This is a genomic window from Pseudomonas sp. BN606, from assembly GCF_029873115.1.
Taxonomy (GTDB): domain Bacteria; phylum Pseudomonadota; class Gammaproteobacteria; order Pseudomonadales; family Pseudomonadaceae; genus Metapseudomonas.
The window spans coordinates 21583-36707 of record NZ_SSOF01000051.1; the positions used below are offsets into that span (position 1 = coordinate 21583).

10 protein-coding genes are annotated in these 15125 nt (G+C 63.4%); 5 read left to right on the forward strand and 5 right to left on the reverse strand.

Annotation, left to right across the window (positions count from 1 at the left end; genetic code table 11):
• Window positions 1-26: 26 nt before the first annotated feature.
• From nahK to pqqF, 4 genes are all read right to left on the reverse strand, one after another.
• Window positions 27-2654 (reverse strand): hybrid sensor histidine kinase/response regulator NahK/ErcS', encoded by a 2628-nt coding sequence (gene nahK / locus E8E75_RS07595; RefSeq protein ID WP_178123497.1) that lies wholly within the window; start codon window positions 2652-2654, stop codon window positions 27-29.
• Complete coding sequence (nosP, locus tag E8E75_RS07600; protein WP_120650950.1) at window positions 2584-3750, reverse strand: nitric oxide-sensing protein NosP; 1167 nt, start codon at window positions 3748-3750, stop codon at window positions 2584-2586. Before nosP ends, nahK begins: the two co-directional genes overlap by 71 nt.
• A gap of 229 nt (window positions 3751-3979) precedes the next feature.
• On the reverse strand, window positions 3980-5158 hold the full coding sequence (locus tag E8E75_RS07605; RefSeq protein ID WP_120650949.1) for a porin: 1179 nt from the start codon (window positions 5156-5158) through the stop codon (window positions 3980-3982).
• A 255-nt stretch (window positions 5159-5413) separates the two neighbouring features.
• The gene (pqqF, locus tag E8E75_RS07610) at window positions 5414-7864 is read right to left on the reverse strand and encodes a pyrroloquinoline quinone biosynthesis protein PqqF (RefSeq protein ID WP_280358441.1); all 2451 of its coding nucleotides are present in this window, start codon (window positions 7862-7864) and stop codon (window positions 5414-5416) included.
• Window positions 7865-8105: 241 nt separating this feature from the next.
• Between pqqF and E8E75_RS07615 the strand changes: the two genes are divergently transcribed.
• Both E8E75_RS07615 and E8E75_RS07620 read left to right on the forward strand, forming a co-directional pair.
• Entirely contained in the window at window positions 8106-8432 is a 327-nt protein-coding gene (locus E8E75_RS07615) for a hypothetical protein (protein WP_120650947.1), read from the forward strand.
• Between the two features lie 405 nt (window positions 8433-8837).
• Window positions 8838-9062 (forward strand): hypothetical protein, encoded by a 225-nt coding sequence (locus E8E75_RS07620; protein ID WP_120650946.1) that lies wholly within the window; start codon window positions 8838-8840, stop codon window positions 9060-9062.
• Between the two features lie 92 nt (window positions 9063-9154).
• Here the strand turns inward: E8E75_RS07620 and gloA are convergent, their stop codons facing one another.
• On the reverse strand, window positions 9155-9667 hold the full coding sequence (gene gloA, locus E8E75_RS07625) for a lactoylglutathione lyase (protein ID WP_153919673.1): 513 nt from the start codon (window positions 9665-9667) through the stop codon (window positions 9155-9157).
• A 148-nt stretch (window positions 9668-9815) separates the two neighbouring features.
• Between gloA and E8E75_RS07630 the strand changes: the two genes are divergently transcribed.
• From E8E75_RS07630 to gcvP, 3 genes are all read left to right on the forward strand, one after another.
• The gene (locus E8E75_RS07630) at window positions 9816-11339 is read left to right on the forward strand and encodes a sigma-54-dependent transcriptional regulator (RefSeq protein ID WP_120650944.1); all 1524 of its coding nucleotides are present in this window, start codon (window positions 9816-9818) and stop codon (window positions 11337-11339) included.
• Window positions 11340-11871: 532 nt separating this feature from the next.
• The gene (gcvH, locus tag E8E75_RS07635) at window positions 11872-12249 is read left to right on the forward strand and encodes a glycine cleavage system protein GcvH (protein WP_120650943.1); all 378 of its coding nucleotides are present in this window, start codon (window positions 11872-11874) and stop codon (window positions 12247-12249) included.
• Between the two features lie 9 nt (window positions 12250-12258).
• A complete protein-coding gene (gene gcvP / locus E8E75_RS07640) occupies window positions 12259-15123 on the forward strand; it encodes an aminomethyl-transferring glycine dehydrogenase (RefSeq protein WP_280358448.1) in 2865 nt (954 codons plus the stop codon).
• Window positions 15124-15125: the final 2 nt, after the last annotated feature.

Here is a 15125-nt window from a genome sequence, read left to right on the forward strand (position 1 = left end):
AGGCAATCGTATAGACACGCATCCCCTCAACGCTCCAGCAAATGACTCATGGCTGTCTTCAGTTTCATGGGCCGCACCGGCTTGTGCATCAGGGTGTGGCCGAGCTCGCGCATCTGCTGCTTGAGTTCGTTGCTGTAGTTGGCGGTGATCATCAGGGCCGGAAGCGGCGTGCTGCGGCGGGCGTTGATGGTGGCCACGGCGTCCACTCCGTTGCAGTCGTTGTCCAGGTGGTAGTCGGCGATCAGCAGATCGGCTTCGGCGTGGAAGTTTTCCACCTGGCGTGCCAGGTCTTCCTCTGACAGCGCGGTAGTCACCTGGCAGCCCCAGCCTTCCAGGAGTGTGCGCATGCCGGCGCAGATGGCTGCGTCGTTATCCAGCACCCAGACCCGTGCCCCTTGCAACCGCTCCAGCACCGCGTGGGGTTCGTCGTGCTGCAGCTTCTGACGCGGCACGCGACGCGCCAGCGGCACCTCCACGGCGAACAACGAGCCCTTGCCCAGCTCCGAAGACACGTGAATGCGGTGGCCGAGCATGCGGGCGATCTTCTCGACGATGGCCAGGCCCAGGCCGAGCCCGCGGTCCTGCTTCTCGCGCACCACTTCACCACGCTTGAACTCCTGGAAGATCTCGCCAAGCTTGTCCTGGGCGATGCCGATCCCGGTGTCACGCACCTCGATCCACAGGCTTTGCCGACGGCGGCGACACCCCAGCAGGATGCGCCCCGAGGGGGTGTAGCGGATGGCGTTGCTGAGCAGGTTGCGCAGAATCCGCGCCAGCAGCTGCAGGTCGCTTCGCACCAGGGCTGAGCTGCCCACGAAGTCCAGTCGCAAACCTTCACTGGCGGCGATCTGGCGATACTCCACGGCCAGGTTGTCGAGCAGCTCGCTCACCGCGAACGGCGCGATATCCGGCTTGATCACCCCGGCATCCAGCTTGGAAATGTCCACCAGGGTACCCAGCAGGTTCTCCACATCCTCCAGTGAGTTGCTGACGTTGCGTACCAAAGCGAGATTGCAGGTCTGGCTGCGCTGTTCCAGCAGTGCGCTGGTGAACAGCCGTGCGGCGTTCAGGGGCTGCAGCAGGTCGTGGCTGACCGCTGCGAGGAACTTGGTCTTGGACAGGTTGGCCCTTTCGGCTTCGAACTTCGCCTCCCGCAGGCGCAACTCGACCTGTGTGCGCTCGTCGATCTCGCGGCGCAGTTGGCTATTCAGCGCGGTCAGCTCGGTGGTGCGCTCGCGGACCCGCTGTTCCAGGTTCTGGTAGGCCTGGTGCAGGGCCTCGGCGGTACGGCGACGCTCGGTGATGTCACGGATCAGCACAAAGATGCCGACCACTTCGCCATTGGCCAATCGATTGGGCACGTAGGACCGCAGCATGCAACGTTCCTGGCCGTTGTGGTTGGTCTCGGTGACCTCGAAGGACAGGCTTTCGCCACTCAGCGCCCTCTCCACATAAGGCTCCAGGCGTCGCCAGTGCTCATCGCTGTGCACATCGCGCAATGTCTGGCCGAGCATCCCGCCGCGCGGCCAGCGGTACCACTCCTCGTAGACCTTGTTGGTGAACTCGTACACCAGGTCGGCGCTGAGGTAGGCGATCAGTGCCGGGACATGGTCGGTGATCAGGCGAATCCAGCGTTCGCTCTCGGCAAGCGTCTCAGCATGGCGATAACGCTCGGTGATGTCGGTGAAGGTATTGACGAAGCCGCCTGTGGGTAGCGGATGGGTGCGGACCTCCAGCACCCGGCCGTTATACAAGCGTTGTTCCATCTCGCGGACAGGGCGGCCGCTCGCGTCGCGGGTATCGGGTGTGAGTAACGGCAGCTCACTGTCGGCCATGACCCCTGCGAAGGCGCGATGCGCTTCTACCGGCGCCAGGCCGCAGAGTTCGAGGAAGCGATGATTCCAGAGCTCCAGGATGCCCTCGGAGCTGACCATGGCCACGCCCTGGGACAGGTTGTCCACGGCGCGCTGCAACAGTCGCGACTTCTGTGCCAGGGCCTGCTCGCGGCGATCGGTCTCGCTCTGCTTCACCTCGGTGATATCGGTGTAGAGGATTACCAGCCCACCTTCACGGGTGGGCCGTTCGCTGACCTGCACCCAGCGGCCGTTATGCAAGCGATAGAGGATGTTGTCATCGCTGCCGCGATGCTCTTCGACTATTAGTCCGGTGCTTTCGGCCAGGCGACGGATTTCCGAAAGCCGGGTGCCGGCGCTGATCCGCGCGCGCGTCTTGGCCCAGAAGGATTTGAAGCGGCTGTTGAAGAGGACGATGCGCTGATCGCGGTCGAATAGCACGAAGGCGTCGGAAATGCTCTCTATGGCGTCGATCAGGTGCTGGTGGGCGGTTTCCGCGCGCAACCGGGCGTCGCTCAGCAGCCGGTTGCTGGCCTTGAGTTCAGCCATGGCCTGATTGAGCGCATCGGTTCGCTCGCGCACCTGCTCGGCCAGTACCACCGAATGCTGGAAAGCGGCATAGCTGTCGTCGTGGCGCGAAGCGCTGGACTCCACCCGTTCGATCAACGCGGCATTGATGCACCGCAACTTGCGGTTCTCATCCTCGAGCTCAGACAGGCGCGCCTGCTGCTCAGCGGCATCCATTGCCACCCCGGCGGCCGATGGCGACTCCGGTGAAGGTCTGGTTGATGTGCATGCCATTGAACTGCTCTCCATAGGAGTTGAAGCCGATGACCCGCTGCCGACGCAGGATTTCTGAGGTGCGAGCCACGGCATCTGCGTCGTTCTCGATTTCCAGTCGACGAAGGAAGCAGTCGCAGCCGATGGTCAGCAAGGGCGGGCCAAGCCGCTCGCCAAGACGCTCGAACAGCGCCTCCAGATTGGGCAGCATTGGCCCCCTGCGCATGGCGGTCAGGACGATGCCGTTCTCCACCGCGCAGTAGAAGGTCAGACTGAGATCCGCATTGACCCGCTGTATGGAACGGACGTAGTACGAATCCCCCAGGCGTACCGCCAGGGGATGCGCAGCAAACACTCTCAGGTCCAGGGCCTCGAGCGGCACACCGGTCATCCGCGCATAGACTTCCGCCGCAGGTTCGGCGTTGAGCTCGAAAACCCTGCGGCTGGCGTTGTCGGCGCGAGTGACCACGAGTTTCTCGGTGCCCGGCAGGATGTGATGAGTGCTGAACACCTCGAAATCCAGCGCGGTATTGACTAGCACCACCACCGCTGCGCCCGCATGGAAGCGCCCTTCGTAATAGACGTGGGTGTGCTTGAGGTGATGATCATCGGCGGCCGAACCGCCGAAGTGCGGGATGCTGCCGAACGCGGCACCGAGCGCCGCCAGCACCACCTCTTCGCGGCTGGACAGGCCGTCCAGCAGGGTCAGGGCGAAGCTGTGGCCCTTGATCGGTGCCAGGGAATTGGCCCGGCAGTCCTGCACCAGTCGCTCGACCAGTTGCTGGGCGTCGATCAGCCCGAATCGATCCATCTCGTCCACCAGAGCGCTGGCGATCGAGAAGGTACGATGATCAAACCCGACCGCGCTGACGCAGTTGCGGCCATATCCCTGCGGCGTGATTTCCCCCGCGCTGGTGCATCCCACCAGGCGTACGCCGCCGAAATACTGCTCCAGTGCGTGGCCCAGGGCTTCCAGGTCGTACTCGGCCGAACAGAAGAACAGCACGACCCCCAGGTGCGGGTGGATGAGCTGGCGTGCCAGGTCTTGCGCCACAGCCTCCGCCTCGCTGGCCAGCGACATGGCGGTGACGACGCCCTCTGCCGGTACTTCGAGCATCCTCGGTCTCACTCAATAGGCTTGTTCGGGATAGGAAAATTCTACGGACAGATATCGAAGCGCCCCATCCTTCTTGGGTAGCGGGCGGACTAGTTCGAAGGTAGGGGGGCCAGAGCTGTGCGCACCGGGCCTTCTCCCAGAGAAAGCAGTCAGTGCCCGACACTCTCAATAAAAAAGGCGGGAGGACCACAGCCTCTCCCGCCAAAACCGGAGCAATCTGGAGCAGGGTTTACCAGGTCAGCACGGCACCCACGGCGACGGTATCGGTGTCTTCGTTCTGGGCATCACCTTCATGACCGTCGATTTCGAACTGGTTGTACTCGGCTACCAGCTTGAGGTTGTCATTGATGTCATGGAACAGCGCGATGCCACGGGTCTCGTAGTCGGCGCCGGTATTGACCACGCCGTTACCATCGTCCTTGGTCTTGCCGTAGGACAGCGCCAGGCGGTTCTTGCCAAAGCGGTAGGAGCCCTGCATCAGGTAGCCGTCGCTGTCCACTTCGCGCAGGGTCGGTTCGCCGGCGTTGTTGGTGAAGAATGGATTGATGCCCTTGGCCTGGAAGCCTGAACCCACCAGGGTGAAGGCGCCCATCTTGGCCTGTACGCCATAGCCCAGGCCCTTGGAGGTGACGCTATCGACGTTGGGGTCGGTATTCTCCGAGGTCTGGTAGGCGCCGTTGACCCAGGAGTAGATCTGCGCGCCACCCAGGTCGAACTCGTAGGTGATCTCGGACTCGAAACGCGGATTCTCCTGGTAGGCCTTGCCGGTGGGACTGTCGTCATTGGTGTCCACCGGGTCCATGATGCCCACGGCGGCGCGCAGGCCGTCGGTTTTCGGGCTGCGATAGGTGATCTGCGAAGTCGGGAACGGATAGGGGTATCCGCTGCCGATGTTGCCGAAGGACACGCCGCCGCCATCCACCAGGCCCAGGGTGTCGCTGACCTGGCCGTAACCGGCGAGCAGTTCGTCGAGCAGGATGTTGGAACGCGCGAACAGGCCGAAGTCCTTGCCCACCAGTACCTCGCCCCAGTCACCACCTGCGGTGCCGTAGAACTGACGGACATCGATGGCAGTGGCGGTGCCATTGGTTTCGCTGTCGTTGATGGTGACCCAGAAGGATGAACGGGCGCCGAGCTTGAGGTCATCCACCTGCTTGCCCATGTTGAAACCGATCCAGTTGGGCAGGAACCCCATCTTGACCCGCGCCTGGCGACGGTCGAACTGCTCACCGTCACGGTCCACATCGCTGTTCACATAGAAGGCGTTGACGTAGCCGTCAGTGGAGAACGTGGTCTGGTCCTGGTCATAAAGGACGATTTCGGCGGCTGCCTGCTGGGTGGCCAGGGCTACCGCTGCCGCGAGGGCGAGGCGGGACATACGGGCTTGGGCGATCTTCTTGTTGTGCATGACGCTCTCCGCTGTGGATTGACGACTGGGCAGGCCAGTCGTGTCGGAGGCGATTATCGAAACCCCATCAGGGCTGCCATACGCTGCAATGGCACGGGTTCTGCGCTGCTTTGGCCGGGTAGTGCGAGCCGCACCGGCAAGACTTAAGACCCGGCGCCCCGAAGGTCGTACACCGACGGACCGAGGCACAGCACAAAAGGACGAGGCCCATTCGGGTTCGTCCTCCAGGAGTGGAAAAGGAGTGGATCAGAAGAGTCAGTACCAGCTCGATGCAGGGACTTCGGAGTTGGCCAGGGCCTGGCAGCGCAAGCCTTTAATCAGGTGCTCCTGCTGTTGCAGCAGGCGCGCGGTTTGCAGTCCCGCCAGAGAGCGGCGTACCTGCTGGGAATGGTCGGCCGGCAGGCCGGCCCGGTAATCGAGCCAGCACTGGTGGGCATGGGTAGCGAAGTGCACGCCTTGTCGGTCCAACTGCTGGTCAAGGGCCAGGACCAGCTCGTGCAGCTGCGCCTGATCCAGGCGTGACAGGCGTTCGTGCTGTCGCAGAAGGAATTCCTGGATGTGCTGGTAGAGACCGGCGACGGTCTCACATGGCGACTGTACGGCGAACAAGACGCCTCGATAGCCATCGAACTGCCTGAAGCCACAGGCCAGCGCATATCCCAGCTGCAGTTCACCGCGCAGGCGCTGGTGAAAAGCGGGTTCCAATATACGTGCAAGGAGGCGTCCGGCGGCCTCGGACTCCGCACTGAGGGATTCAAGGGGATAGAACAGCAGCAACGCCGCTTCACCTTCCACATCCAGTCGATGCCAGGTGCGTCTCCCCCCCCCCGCCGCCCTCCTGGGGAACGCTGGCAAGCCCGGCAAGTCGGCATCCACGGCCACATCTCCCAAGCCCAACCCTTGCCAACGCGATCGCCACCAGAAGCGCGCCAGTGATTCCGGATCGAGCACGCCTGGTGCTTCCGTCGATGCATCGTCGAGCACGCCCGGCAGCCGTTGCAGCAACTGGCGGATGGGAAGCTCGCCAGCCTGGCGGCGCAGCTCGCTTAGTTGCAAACGCGGCCCCTGGGCCAGCGCCCAGAGCGGAGGAGCCTGCAAAATGGGCAGCGCGTCGCCGGCAACCTGGCGCAGTGCTCGCGCCTCACCCTGCAGAGCCAACGTCAAGCCGCCGCGGACCACCTGCAGCTCACCTTCTACTTCCGCCAGGGCTGCGGCACTCAGGAGCGGCCGCAGCGCTCGCTGCAAGCCATGGGCTAGCCCATGAGGCAATCCTCCTCCACCGGGGCTCCAGTGCAGGAACAGTGCGCCTTGCCCTGGGGCGTCCGGTAGTTCCGGCAGCAAAGTCAGCAGCGGGTCCGCCGCTGATGCGGGGGCTGTCGGACTCAGGTAGGGATTGGCGGGCGGAAGTTGCCATCGATTGATGGAGTGCGCTCCAGAGCAGACGTCCAGACGCTCCAGGTGCAAGGGGAAACCTGCTGACTCCACGTTTGGCGTACCGATTGACGTACTGGTTTCAAGGCGTATCAGACGCTCTTCCCGCATCTCGTCCAGCAGCGAACGCACATCCGCCTGCTCTGGAAGCCCTGGTGCCATCGCGACTTCCAGCGGCTCCAGGCGATCGATCCTGCGCTGCAGGATCTCCAGCCGCTCCTCCCAGACCCCCGGCCAAGGCGCTGCGGCGCGCAGGAAGGCCAGCCAGCCCAGCACTTCCGACTCCAGTCGAGCACAATCCGCGCCCGGCACCCGATCGAAGTCCATCAGCAACAGGCCCTGCCCGCGATGGGCGTAAGAAAGGCGCACCTTCACGCCGTCGCTCAGTTCGAGAAAGCCGAGCCTTGCCTGCAATCCACCAGGCGCCTCGTCCTGAATCAGGCTGTCGAGAAAGGCAACGGCGGCTTCCAGAGCGGCCCCCTGCTGTTCCAGCGCAAAGGCCAAAAGCAGATTTTCAGAGCCACCTGGCAGCCCGAGGCGAAGCCGTTTCTCACGCAAGGGCAGCAGGGATGGCGCGCCCGGTACGGGCAGATGCTTTCCCGCCAGCAGCGATTCACCATGGCGCCGAGCGAGCTCGAGTTGCTGCTCCAACGACTGCGGCGCCACTAATGTCAGGCGCATGTGACCAGGCAGGTAGTGTTCCCGGTGGAATTGCCGGAGCGTCGGCAAGAATGCAGGCGATTGCAGGTCCAGGCTGGCAGCATGGCCCGCGTGGAAGTCCGCCAGCGGGTGACCGGGCGCCAGGGCCCATGCCAGTGCCGCTTCGCAAAGGGTCTGTCGGTCCTGCGTACGGGCGCTGTACTCGGCTTGCAGCACGTCACGCTCGCGCCATACGGCCTCCGTCGCCAACAAGGGATTCGCGAGCATGTCCATCAGCCGCGCCAGTGCCTGGTCAAGGTGCGTTGCCGGTACTTCGCAAAAGAAGCGTGTCTGGCGCGCCTGGGTACTGGCATTGACCCGCCCGCCCAGGCGCTGGACGAAGGGAATCAGGCTCTGCTCCGGCGCAAAATCGCGGCTGCCGAGAAACACGAGATGTTCGAGAAAGTGTGCAAGTCCGGGGTACTCGGCCGGTTCGTCGTGGCTACCGCCCTCTATATCCACCAGAACAGCACACATTGCTGTACCGGGCCGGTACACCAGGCGCCCCTGAAGGCCGTTTGCCAGGTGCACATCCTGTGATCGCTGCTGCGCGGTGGATTCAATATGACGGGGCATGACAGGCCGGATACCAGAGGGGAACGATCCTAGATTCGAACCCGACCAAAGTCGTGGCAATGCTGCTTTGGAACTAGACCGATGAGTCTGCGTCATATCCCCGAGAGAGATAGCCATTCTCCTACAAGCTGTTCAGAGATTTCCCAGCATCAGTTGTCAACGTGACTCCATCGTTGTGACAACTATCTCAGATCGATAATGGCGCATCGCCATATGGACTGATGGCCCTAGCGGAGCATTCATGGACCAGATTCCCGAACAACAAATACCGCAAAGCGAAATTGCCTTGCTGGCCAATATCCTGGCCCTCACCACACGTAACATGACGGCAATCACCACACTGCTGGCCAAAGTCACCGCCAGCATGGCCGGCTCCACCGACAACAACCTGCAAGCAGCCTCCGTGGGCCTGCTCGACCAGGTAACCGGCCTTGGCCATGACCTGGAACTGCAGTGGGACCTGATCCAGTCGCTGGACCGTTTCTGCCCCCTGCTCGCCCGCACGCCACCGGCACGGACGTCCCTCGTCACCGAAATCAACATCAGCCAATTGCCGCAGAGCCACTAAAATGGCTTGATTTTTGCGAAGAGATCCATTACGGTCGCCGCCGTTAGTACCAAGTTGTAAGTCAATCCGGCCCTCCGATCCCTCGCTCATTCGATTCCGAACGAGCCTTGCCAAAGGGACATGGCCACCCCCGCCGCCTGTAAGACAGCAGCTCCCGCCCTGAAGCGATGCAGCAAAGCTGTCATGAACGCACGGTAGATTGACCAGGACTGCCAGCCGAGCCAGACCCTTGCCCGGCGCAGCACCTGGCATCCCAAGTACCAGCTGCCAGAGCTTGATCCCGATCGGGGAACTTCATGCCGGCACCCTTGCTCCGATAAGGATCATCCGACCAGAGTCTGTTGCTCGGCGGATTCGGAGCCATTGTCTGGCGGCCCATGGCCGCAAAACGAAGGAAGCAACACGATGACTATCCATCATCAAGCACAAGCTGCAATCAGCACCCTGACCCACGCATTTGCGCCGTTCACTTGCCATATCACTGCCGCTCGCAATGGTAATTTCAGCTTCACCATCGTCAACGAGTTTGGTGTTGCCCGTCACAGCGAACGTTTGTACCCGGAGCATTATGGCGACGCCGATCACTTGAAGAACGTGATCGACCGGGCACAGAGAGCCCTGACCTGCTGATGAAACAGCCAAAAATGAAAAGCCCCGCAAATGCGGGGCTTTTTCATGGGCAACGGGGCCCTCTTCGTGGGTAGTTGCCCCCTGTGCCGCTCTCAGACCAACCCAGGCTGGACGATCTCGATCCAATAACCATCCGGGTCGCCGATGAAGGCGATGTTTGCCATGCCCCTGTCCAGCGGCTTGACGAAGCTCACGCCCAGCGCCTCGAAGCGCGCACAGGCGGCCTTGATGTCGGGCACAGCGAAGCAGATGTGGCCAAAGCCGCGCGGCTCGCTATTGCCGTTGTGGTACGCGCTGTCATCGCTCTCGGTGCCCCAGTTGTGCGTCAGCTCCAGAACCCCTGAACGGCTGAAGGCATAGGCCTGGCGATCCGCAACGTCTTCCGGCACGTCGTCACCCCGAGTCATGGCCAGAAAATAAAGAGAGAAGCGCCCCTGCTCGAAGTCCAGTCGACGCAACAGGCGCATACCCAGCACACGGGTGTAGAAGTCCAGGGAGCGCTGAGGGTCCTTCACCCTGAGCATGCTGTGGTTGAAGACGTAGTCCTGGGTCACGGTGTCCGGCTCCAGGCAAACGCCGGGCTGGATTTCGGTGTTGAAGGTCATCGCGCTACTCCTCGAATGCGAGGCGCCATTCGACCAGAACCACCTACGCGACGGGTAATACCGGACTACTACAACCACGACGGCCTGTTACCTAAGGACGACAGACCGGGCATAATTCGCCCCTTCAAATCGCCAGCCCAGCGTTTCCATGCGAATTCACGTCACCTTCATCGACCGCGTCGGCATCACCCAGGAGGTCCTGGCCCTGCTCGGCGGCCGTAATCTCAACCTGGATGCGGTCGAGATGGTTCCGCCCAACGTCTACATCGACGCCCCCACCCTCAGCCCCGAAGTGCTCGACGAGCTGCGCGAGGCCCTGCATGCGGTGCAAGGTGTGCAGGAAGTGACGGTGGTGGACATCCTTCCCGGTCAGCGCCGGCGCCTGCAGCTCGATGCACTGCTGGCGGCGATGACCGACCCGGTACTTGCCGTGGATGGCGCGGGCCGCATCCTACTGGCCAACCCGGCACTGATCGCCCTTTATGGTGACGAACCGGAGGGCCGGCCACTGGCGCAGCTGTTTGGTGACGACAGCCTGCACAGTGCACTGCTGGAGCACAGCTTCCGGCTCCCCCTGCGGGAAATCACGCTCAAGGGCCAGGCACTGCTGCTGGACGCAGTCCCCATTACCGAGGGTGACCACCTGACTGGCGCCCTACTGACGCTCTACCAGCCCAATCGCATAGGCGAGCGCCTCTCGGCGCTGCACCACGACCATGCCGCGGAAGGCTTCGATGCGCTGCTGGGCGACTCGGCACCCATGGCCACCCTCAAGACTCGCGCCCAGCGCGTGGCATCGCTCGACGCGCCGCTGCTGATCCATGGTGAAACCGGTACCGGCAAGGAACTGGTGGCCCGCGCCTGCCATGCCGCGAGCACCCGTCGCAACCAACCCTTCCTGGCACTGAATTGCGCGGCGCTACCGGAAAACCTGGCGGAAAGCGAGCTGTTCGGCTATGCCCCAGGCGCCTTCACCGGCGCCCAGCGCGGCGGCAAGCCCGGTCTGCTGGAGCTGGCCCACCAGGGCACGGTGTTCCTCGACGAGATCGGCGAAATGTCGCCTTACCTGCAGGCCAAGCTGCTGCGCTTCCTCAGCGACGGCACCTTCCGCCGGGTGGGCGGCGATCGCGAGATCAAGGTGGACGTGCGCATTCTCAGCGCCACTCACCGGAACCTGGAAAAGATGGTCAGCGAAGGCACATTCCGCGAAGACCTCTTCTACCGCCTCAATGTGCTCAACCTGGAAGTGCCTCCGCTGCGGGAACGCGGGCAGGACATCCTGCTGCTGGCGCGCTTCTTCATGCAGCAGGCCTGCACCCAGATCCAACGCCCGGCTTGCCGCCTGGCACCGGGTACGTTCCAGGCACTACTCGGCAACCGCTGGCCAGGCAACGTGCGCCAGCTGCAGAACGTGATCTTCCGAGCCGCAGCCATCTGCGAAAGCAGCCTGGTGGAAATCGGCGACCTGGATATTGCCGGCACCGCCGTGGCGCGGGCGAGCGATGGCGAGGTGAACAGCCTGGAAGAAGCCGTGGAGAACTTCGAACGGGCGCTGCTGGAAAAGCTCTTCGTCACTTACCCCTCTACGCGCCAACTGGCTGCCCGGCTACAAACCTCCCACACCGCCATTGCCCACCGGCTGCGCAAGTACGGCATTCCCGGAAAATCTTAATAAATTTTCTAGATAGACAATCTATCTTATTGATTAATAGATAAATTTTTCATGCGAAGATGCAGAGACGAATTCATTCGCGACGCAGGCCGATTAGCCTGACCGGCAGCTCTCAGAGCGCGCTGCAAGGGCATTCGCGAATGAATTCGCTGCTACAGAGAATAAATAATTAACCCAAAGCATCATAAAAACTACCTATCTTATTGATTTATAAGATTTTAGATAGACACCAAAACACGCCTGTAGCGATATCGCTACAGCGTAACGATTCCGCAACAAGACATCACAACCCCCGTCATCTCTGGCTTCGGCTCAGCCCTCATGAAAATCCCTTTCTTCACCGTAGCGATTTCGCTACAGCCAGATTCGCGTAAATCTTCATAAAAACTATTCAAAGCATTGATTTTAAAGGCTTTACACCTTCTGGCACTGCCCTTGCTAAAGGCCGGGCAACAGCGCGCGGCCATGACCGCGTGCGGGGCTAAGCGCCTGGCATCAGAAACAGGCGCGTCATACGAGTTGAGGACCAAGAATGAGCGATTTGCGTTTCACCGCCGACCACGAATGGCTGCGCCTTGAAGAAGACGGCAGCGTTACCGTCGGCATTACCGAGTACGCGCAAGACGCGCTGGGCGACGTGGTCTTCGTTCAACTCCCGGAACTGCAGGCTTACACCCAAGGCGAAGAAGTCGCCGTACTGGAATCGGTGAAAGCCGCCAGCAACATCGTCATGCCTCTCGACGGTGAAGTGATCGAAGTGAACCAGCAATTGGCCGACAGCCCGGAACTGGTCAACGAAGAACCCCTCGGTAAAGGCTGGTTCTTCCGCATGCAGCTGGCCGACGCCAGCATCCTCGACGGCCTCCTCGACCAGGCCGGCTACGAAAACCTGCTGAAAGCCAACGGCTGAGGAGCGACCATGACCATCGAAACCCCTGCCCTCGGCACCACCAACGAATTCATCGCCCGCCACATCGGCCCGCGCGACGCCGATACCAAGGCCATGCTGGCTCTGCTCGGTTATGAAGACATCGAAGGGCTGACCGCGAGCGTCATCCCCGACAGCATCAAGGGCACCAGCGTGCTCGACCTGCCGGCCGGCCAGGGCGAGGCCGAAGCGCTCGCCGCGATCAAGGCCATCGCCGCGAAGAACCAGCTGTTCAAGAGCTACATCGGCCAGGGCTACTACCCTTGCCACACCCCCAGCCCGATCCTCCGCAACCTGCTGGAAAACCCCGCCTGGTACACCGCCTACACCCCCTACCAGCCGGAAATCTCCCAGGGCCGCCTGGAAGCCCTGCTGAACTTCCAGACCCTGGTCAGCGACCTCGCCGGCCTGCCGGTGGCCAACGCCTCCTTGCTCGACGAAGGCACCGCCGCCGCCGAAGCCATGACCTTCTGCAAGCGCCTGGCGAAGAACAAGGCCAGCAACGCCTTCTTCGCCTCCCAGCACTGCCACCCGCAGACCCTCGACGTGCTGCGCACCCGCGCCGAGCCGCTGGGCATCGAAGTGGTGATCGGCGACGAGCGTGAGCTCAGCGACGCCAGCGCCTACTTCGGCGCCCTGCTGCAGTACCCCGCCGCCAACGGCGACCTCTTCGACTACCGCGAGCTGGTGGCGCGCTTCCACGCCGCCGGCGCCCTGGTCGCCGTCGCCGCCGACCTGCTGGCCCTGACCCTGCTCACCCCGCCCGGCGAGTTCGGTGCCGACGTCGCCCTCGGCAGCGCCCAGCGCTTCGGCGTGCCGCTGGGCTTCGGCGGCCCGCACGCGGCCTACTTCGCCACCCGCGACAACTTCAAGCGCGACATGCCGGGCCGCCTGGTCGGCGTCTCCATCGACCGCCACGGCAAGCCGGCCCTGCGCCTGGCCATGCAGACCCGCGAACAGCACATCCGCCGCGAGAAGGCCACCAGCAACATCTGCACCGCGCAGGTGCTGCTGGCCAACATCGCCAGCATGTACGCCGTCTACCACGGTCCGCAGGGCCTGACCCGCATCGCCCGGCGCGTGCACCAGCTAACCGCCATCCTCGCCGCCGGCCTGACCCAGCTGGGGGTTGCCGTCGAGCAGGAAGCCTTCTTCGACACCCTGACCCTGGCCACCGGCGCCAAGACCGCCGACCGGCACGCCCAGGCCCGCGCCCAGCACCTCAACCTGCGTGAAGTGGATGCCGCGCGCCTCGGCCTGTCCCTTGACGAGACCACCACCCAGGCCGACGTCGAGCAGCTCTGGGCACTCTTCGCCGACGGCCAGGCCCTGCCGGTCTTCGCCGAACTGGCCGCCACGGTCGCCAGCCGCCTGCCGGCCGCCCTGCTGCGCCAGAGCGCGATCCTCAGCCACCCGGTATTCAACCGCTACCACTCGGAAACCGAGCTGATGCGCTACCTGCGCAAGCTCGCCGACAAGGACCTGGCGCTGGACCGCAGCATGATCCCGCTGGGCTCCTGCACCATGAAGCTGAACGCCGCCAGCGAAATGATCCCGGTGACCTGGGCCGAGTTCGGCGCCCTGCACCCCTTCGCCCCGGCCGAACAGTCCCAGGGCTACCTGGAACTGACCCGCGAGCTGGAAGCCATGCTCTGCCAGGCCACCGGCTATGACGCCGTGTCCCTGCAGCCCAACGCCGGCTCCCAGGGCGAGTACGCCGGCCTGCTGGCGATCCGCGCCTACCACCTCAGCCGTGGCGACGACCAGCGCGACATCTGCCTGATCCCGCAATCGGCCCACGGCACCAACCCGGCCACCGCCAGCATGGTCGGCATGCGCGTGGTGGTGACCGCCTGCGACGCCCGCGGCAACGTCGATATCGCCGACCTCAAGGCCAAGGCCGAGGAGCACAAGGATCGCCTCGCCGCGCTGATGATCACCTACCCGTCGACCCACGGCGTGTTCGAGGAAGGCATCCGCGAAATCTGCGACATCATCCACGCCAACGGCGGCCAGGTGTACATCGACGGCGCCAACATGAACGCCATGGTCGGCCTCTGCGCCCCGGGCCAGTTCGGCGGCGACGTCTCGCACCTGAACCTGCACAAGACCTTCTGCATCCCCCACGGCGGCGGCGGCCCGGGTGTCGGCCCGATCGGCGTGAAGGCCCACCTGGCGCCCTTCCTGCCCGGCCACGCACACATGGCCCGCAAGGAAGGCGCGGTCAGCGCGGCGCCGTTCGGCAGCGCCAGCATCCTGCCGATCACCTGGATGTACATCCGCATGATGGGCGGCGAAGGCCTGCGCCGCGCCACCCAGATGGCGATCCTCAACGCCAACTACATCGCCCGCCGCCTGGAAGAGCACTACCCGGTGCTCTACACCGGCAGCAACGGCCTGGTGGCCCACGAGTGCATCCTCGACCTGCGTCCGCTCAAGGAAACCAGCGGCATCAGCGTCGATGACGTCGCCAAGCGCCTGATCGACTACGGCTTCCACGCCCCGACCATGTCCTTCCCGGTGCCGGGCACCCTGATGATCGAGCCCACCGAGAGCGAGTCGAAGGAAGAGCTGGACCGCTTCTGCGACGCCATGATCCGCATCCGCGAGGAAATCCGCGCGGTGGAGAACGGCGAACTGGACAAGGACGACAACCCGCTGAAGAACGCCCCGCACACCGCCCAGGAACTGGTCGGCGAGTGGACCCACCGCTACAGCCGCGAACTCGCCGTGTACCCCAGCGCCAGCCTGGTGGACGGCAAGTACTGGCCGCCAGTGGGCCGCGTGGACAACGTCTACGGCGACCGCAACCTGGTCTGCGCCTGCCCGTCCATCGAGGCCTACCAGGACGCCTGACC

Excerpts from the sequence above, each read along its gene's own strand:
- nahK (WP_178123497.1), bottom strand. The coding sequence starts at position 2,654 with ATGGCATGCACATCAACCAGACCTTCACCGGAGTCGCCATCGGCCGCC.
- nosP (WP_120650950.1), bottom strand. The coding sequence starts at position 3,750 with ATGCTCGAAGTACCGGCAGAGGGCGTCGTCACCGCCATGTCGCTGGCC.
- E8E75_RS07605 (WP_120650949.1), bottom strand. The coding sequence starts at position 5,158 with ATGCACAACAAGAAGATCGCCCAAGCCCGTATGTCCCGCCTCGCCCTC.
- pqqF (WP_280358441.1), bottom strand. The coding sequence starts at position 7,864 with ATGCCCCGTCATATTGAATCCACCGCGCAGCAGCGATCACAGGATGTG.
- E8E75_RS07615 (WP_120650947.1), top strand. The coding sequence starts at position 8,106 with ATGGACCAGATTCCCGAACAACAAATACCGCAAAGCGAAATTGCCTTG.
- E8E75_RS07620 (WP_120650946.1), top strand. The coding sequence starts at position 8,838 with ATGACTATCCATCATCAAGCACAAGCTGCAATCAGCACCCTGACCCAC.
- gloA (WP_153919673.1), bottom strand. The coding sequence starts at position 9,667 with ATGACCTTCAACACCGAAATCCAGCCCGGCGTTTGCCTGGAGCCGGAC.
- E8E75_RS07630 (WP_120650944.1), top strand. The coding sequence starts at position 9,816 with ATGCGAATTCACGTCACCTTCATCGACCGCGTCGGCATCACCCAGGAG.
- gcvH (WP_120650943.1), top strand. The coding sequence starts at position 11,872 with ATGAGCGATTTGCGTTTCACCGCCGACCACGAATGGCTGCGCCTTGAA.
- gcvP (WP_280358448.1), top strand. The coding sequence starts at position 12,259 with ATGACCATCGAAACCCCTGCCCTCGGCACCACCAACGAATTCATCGCC.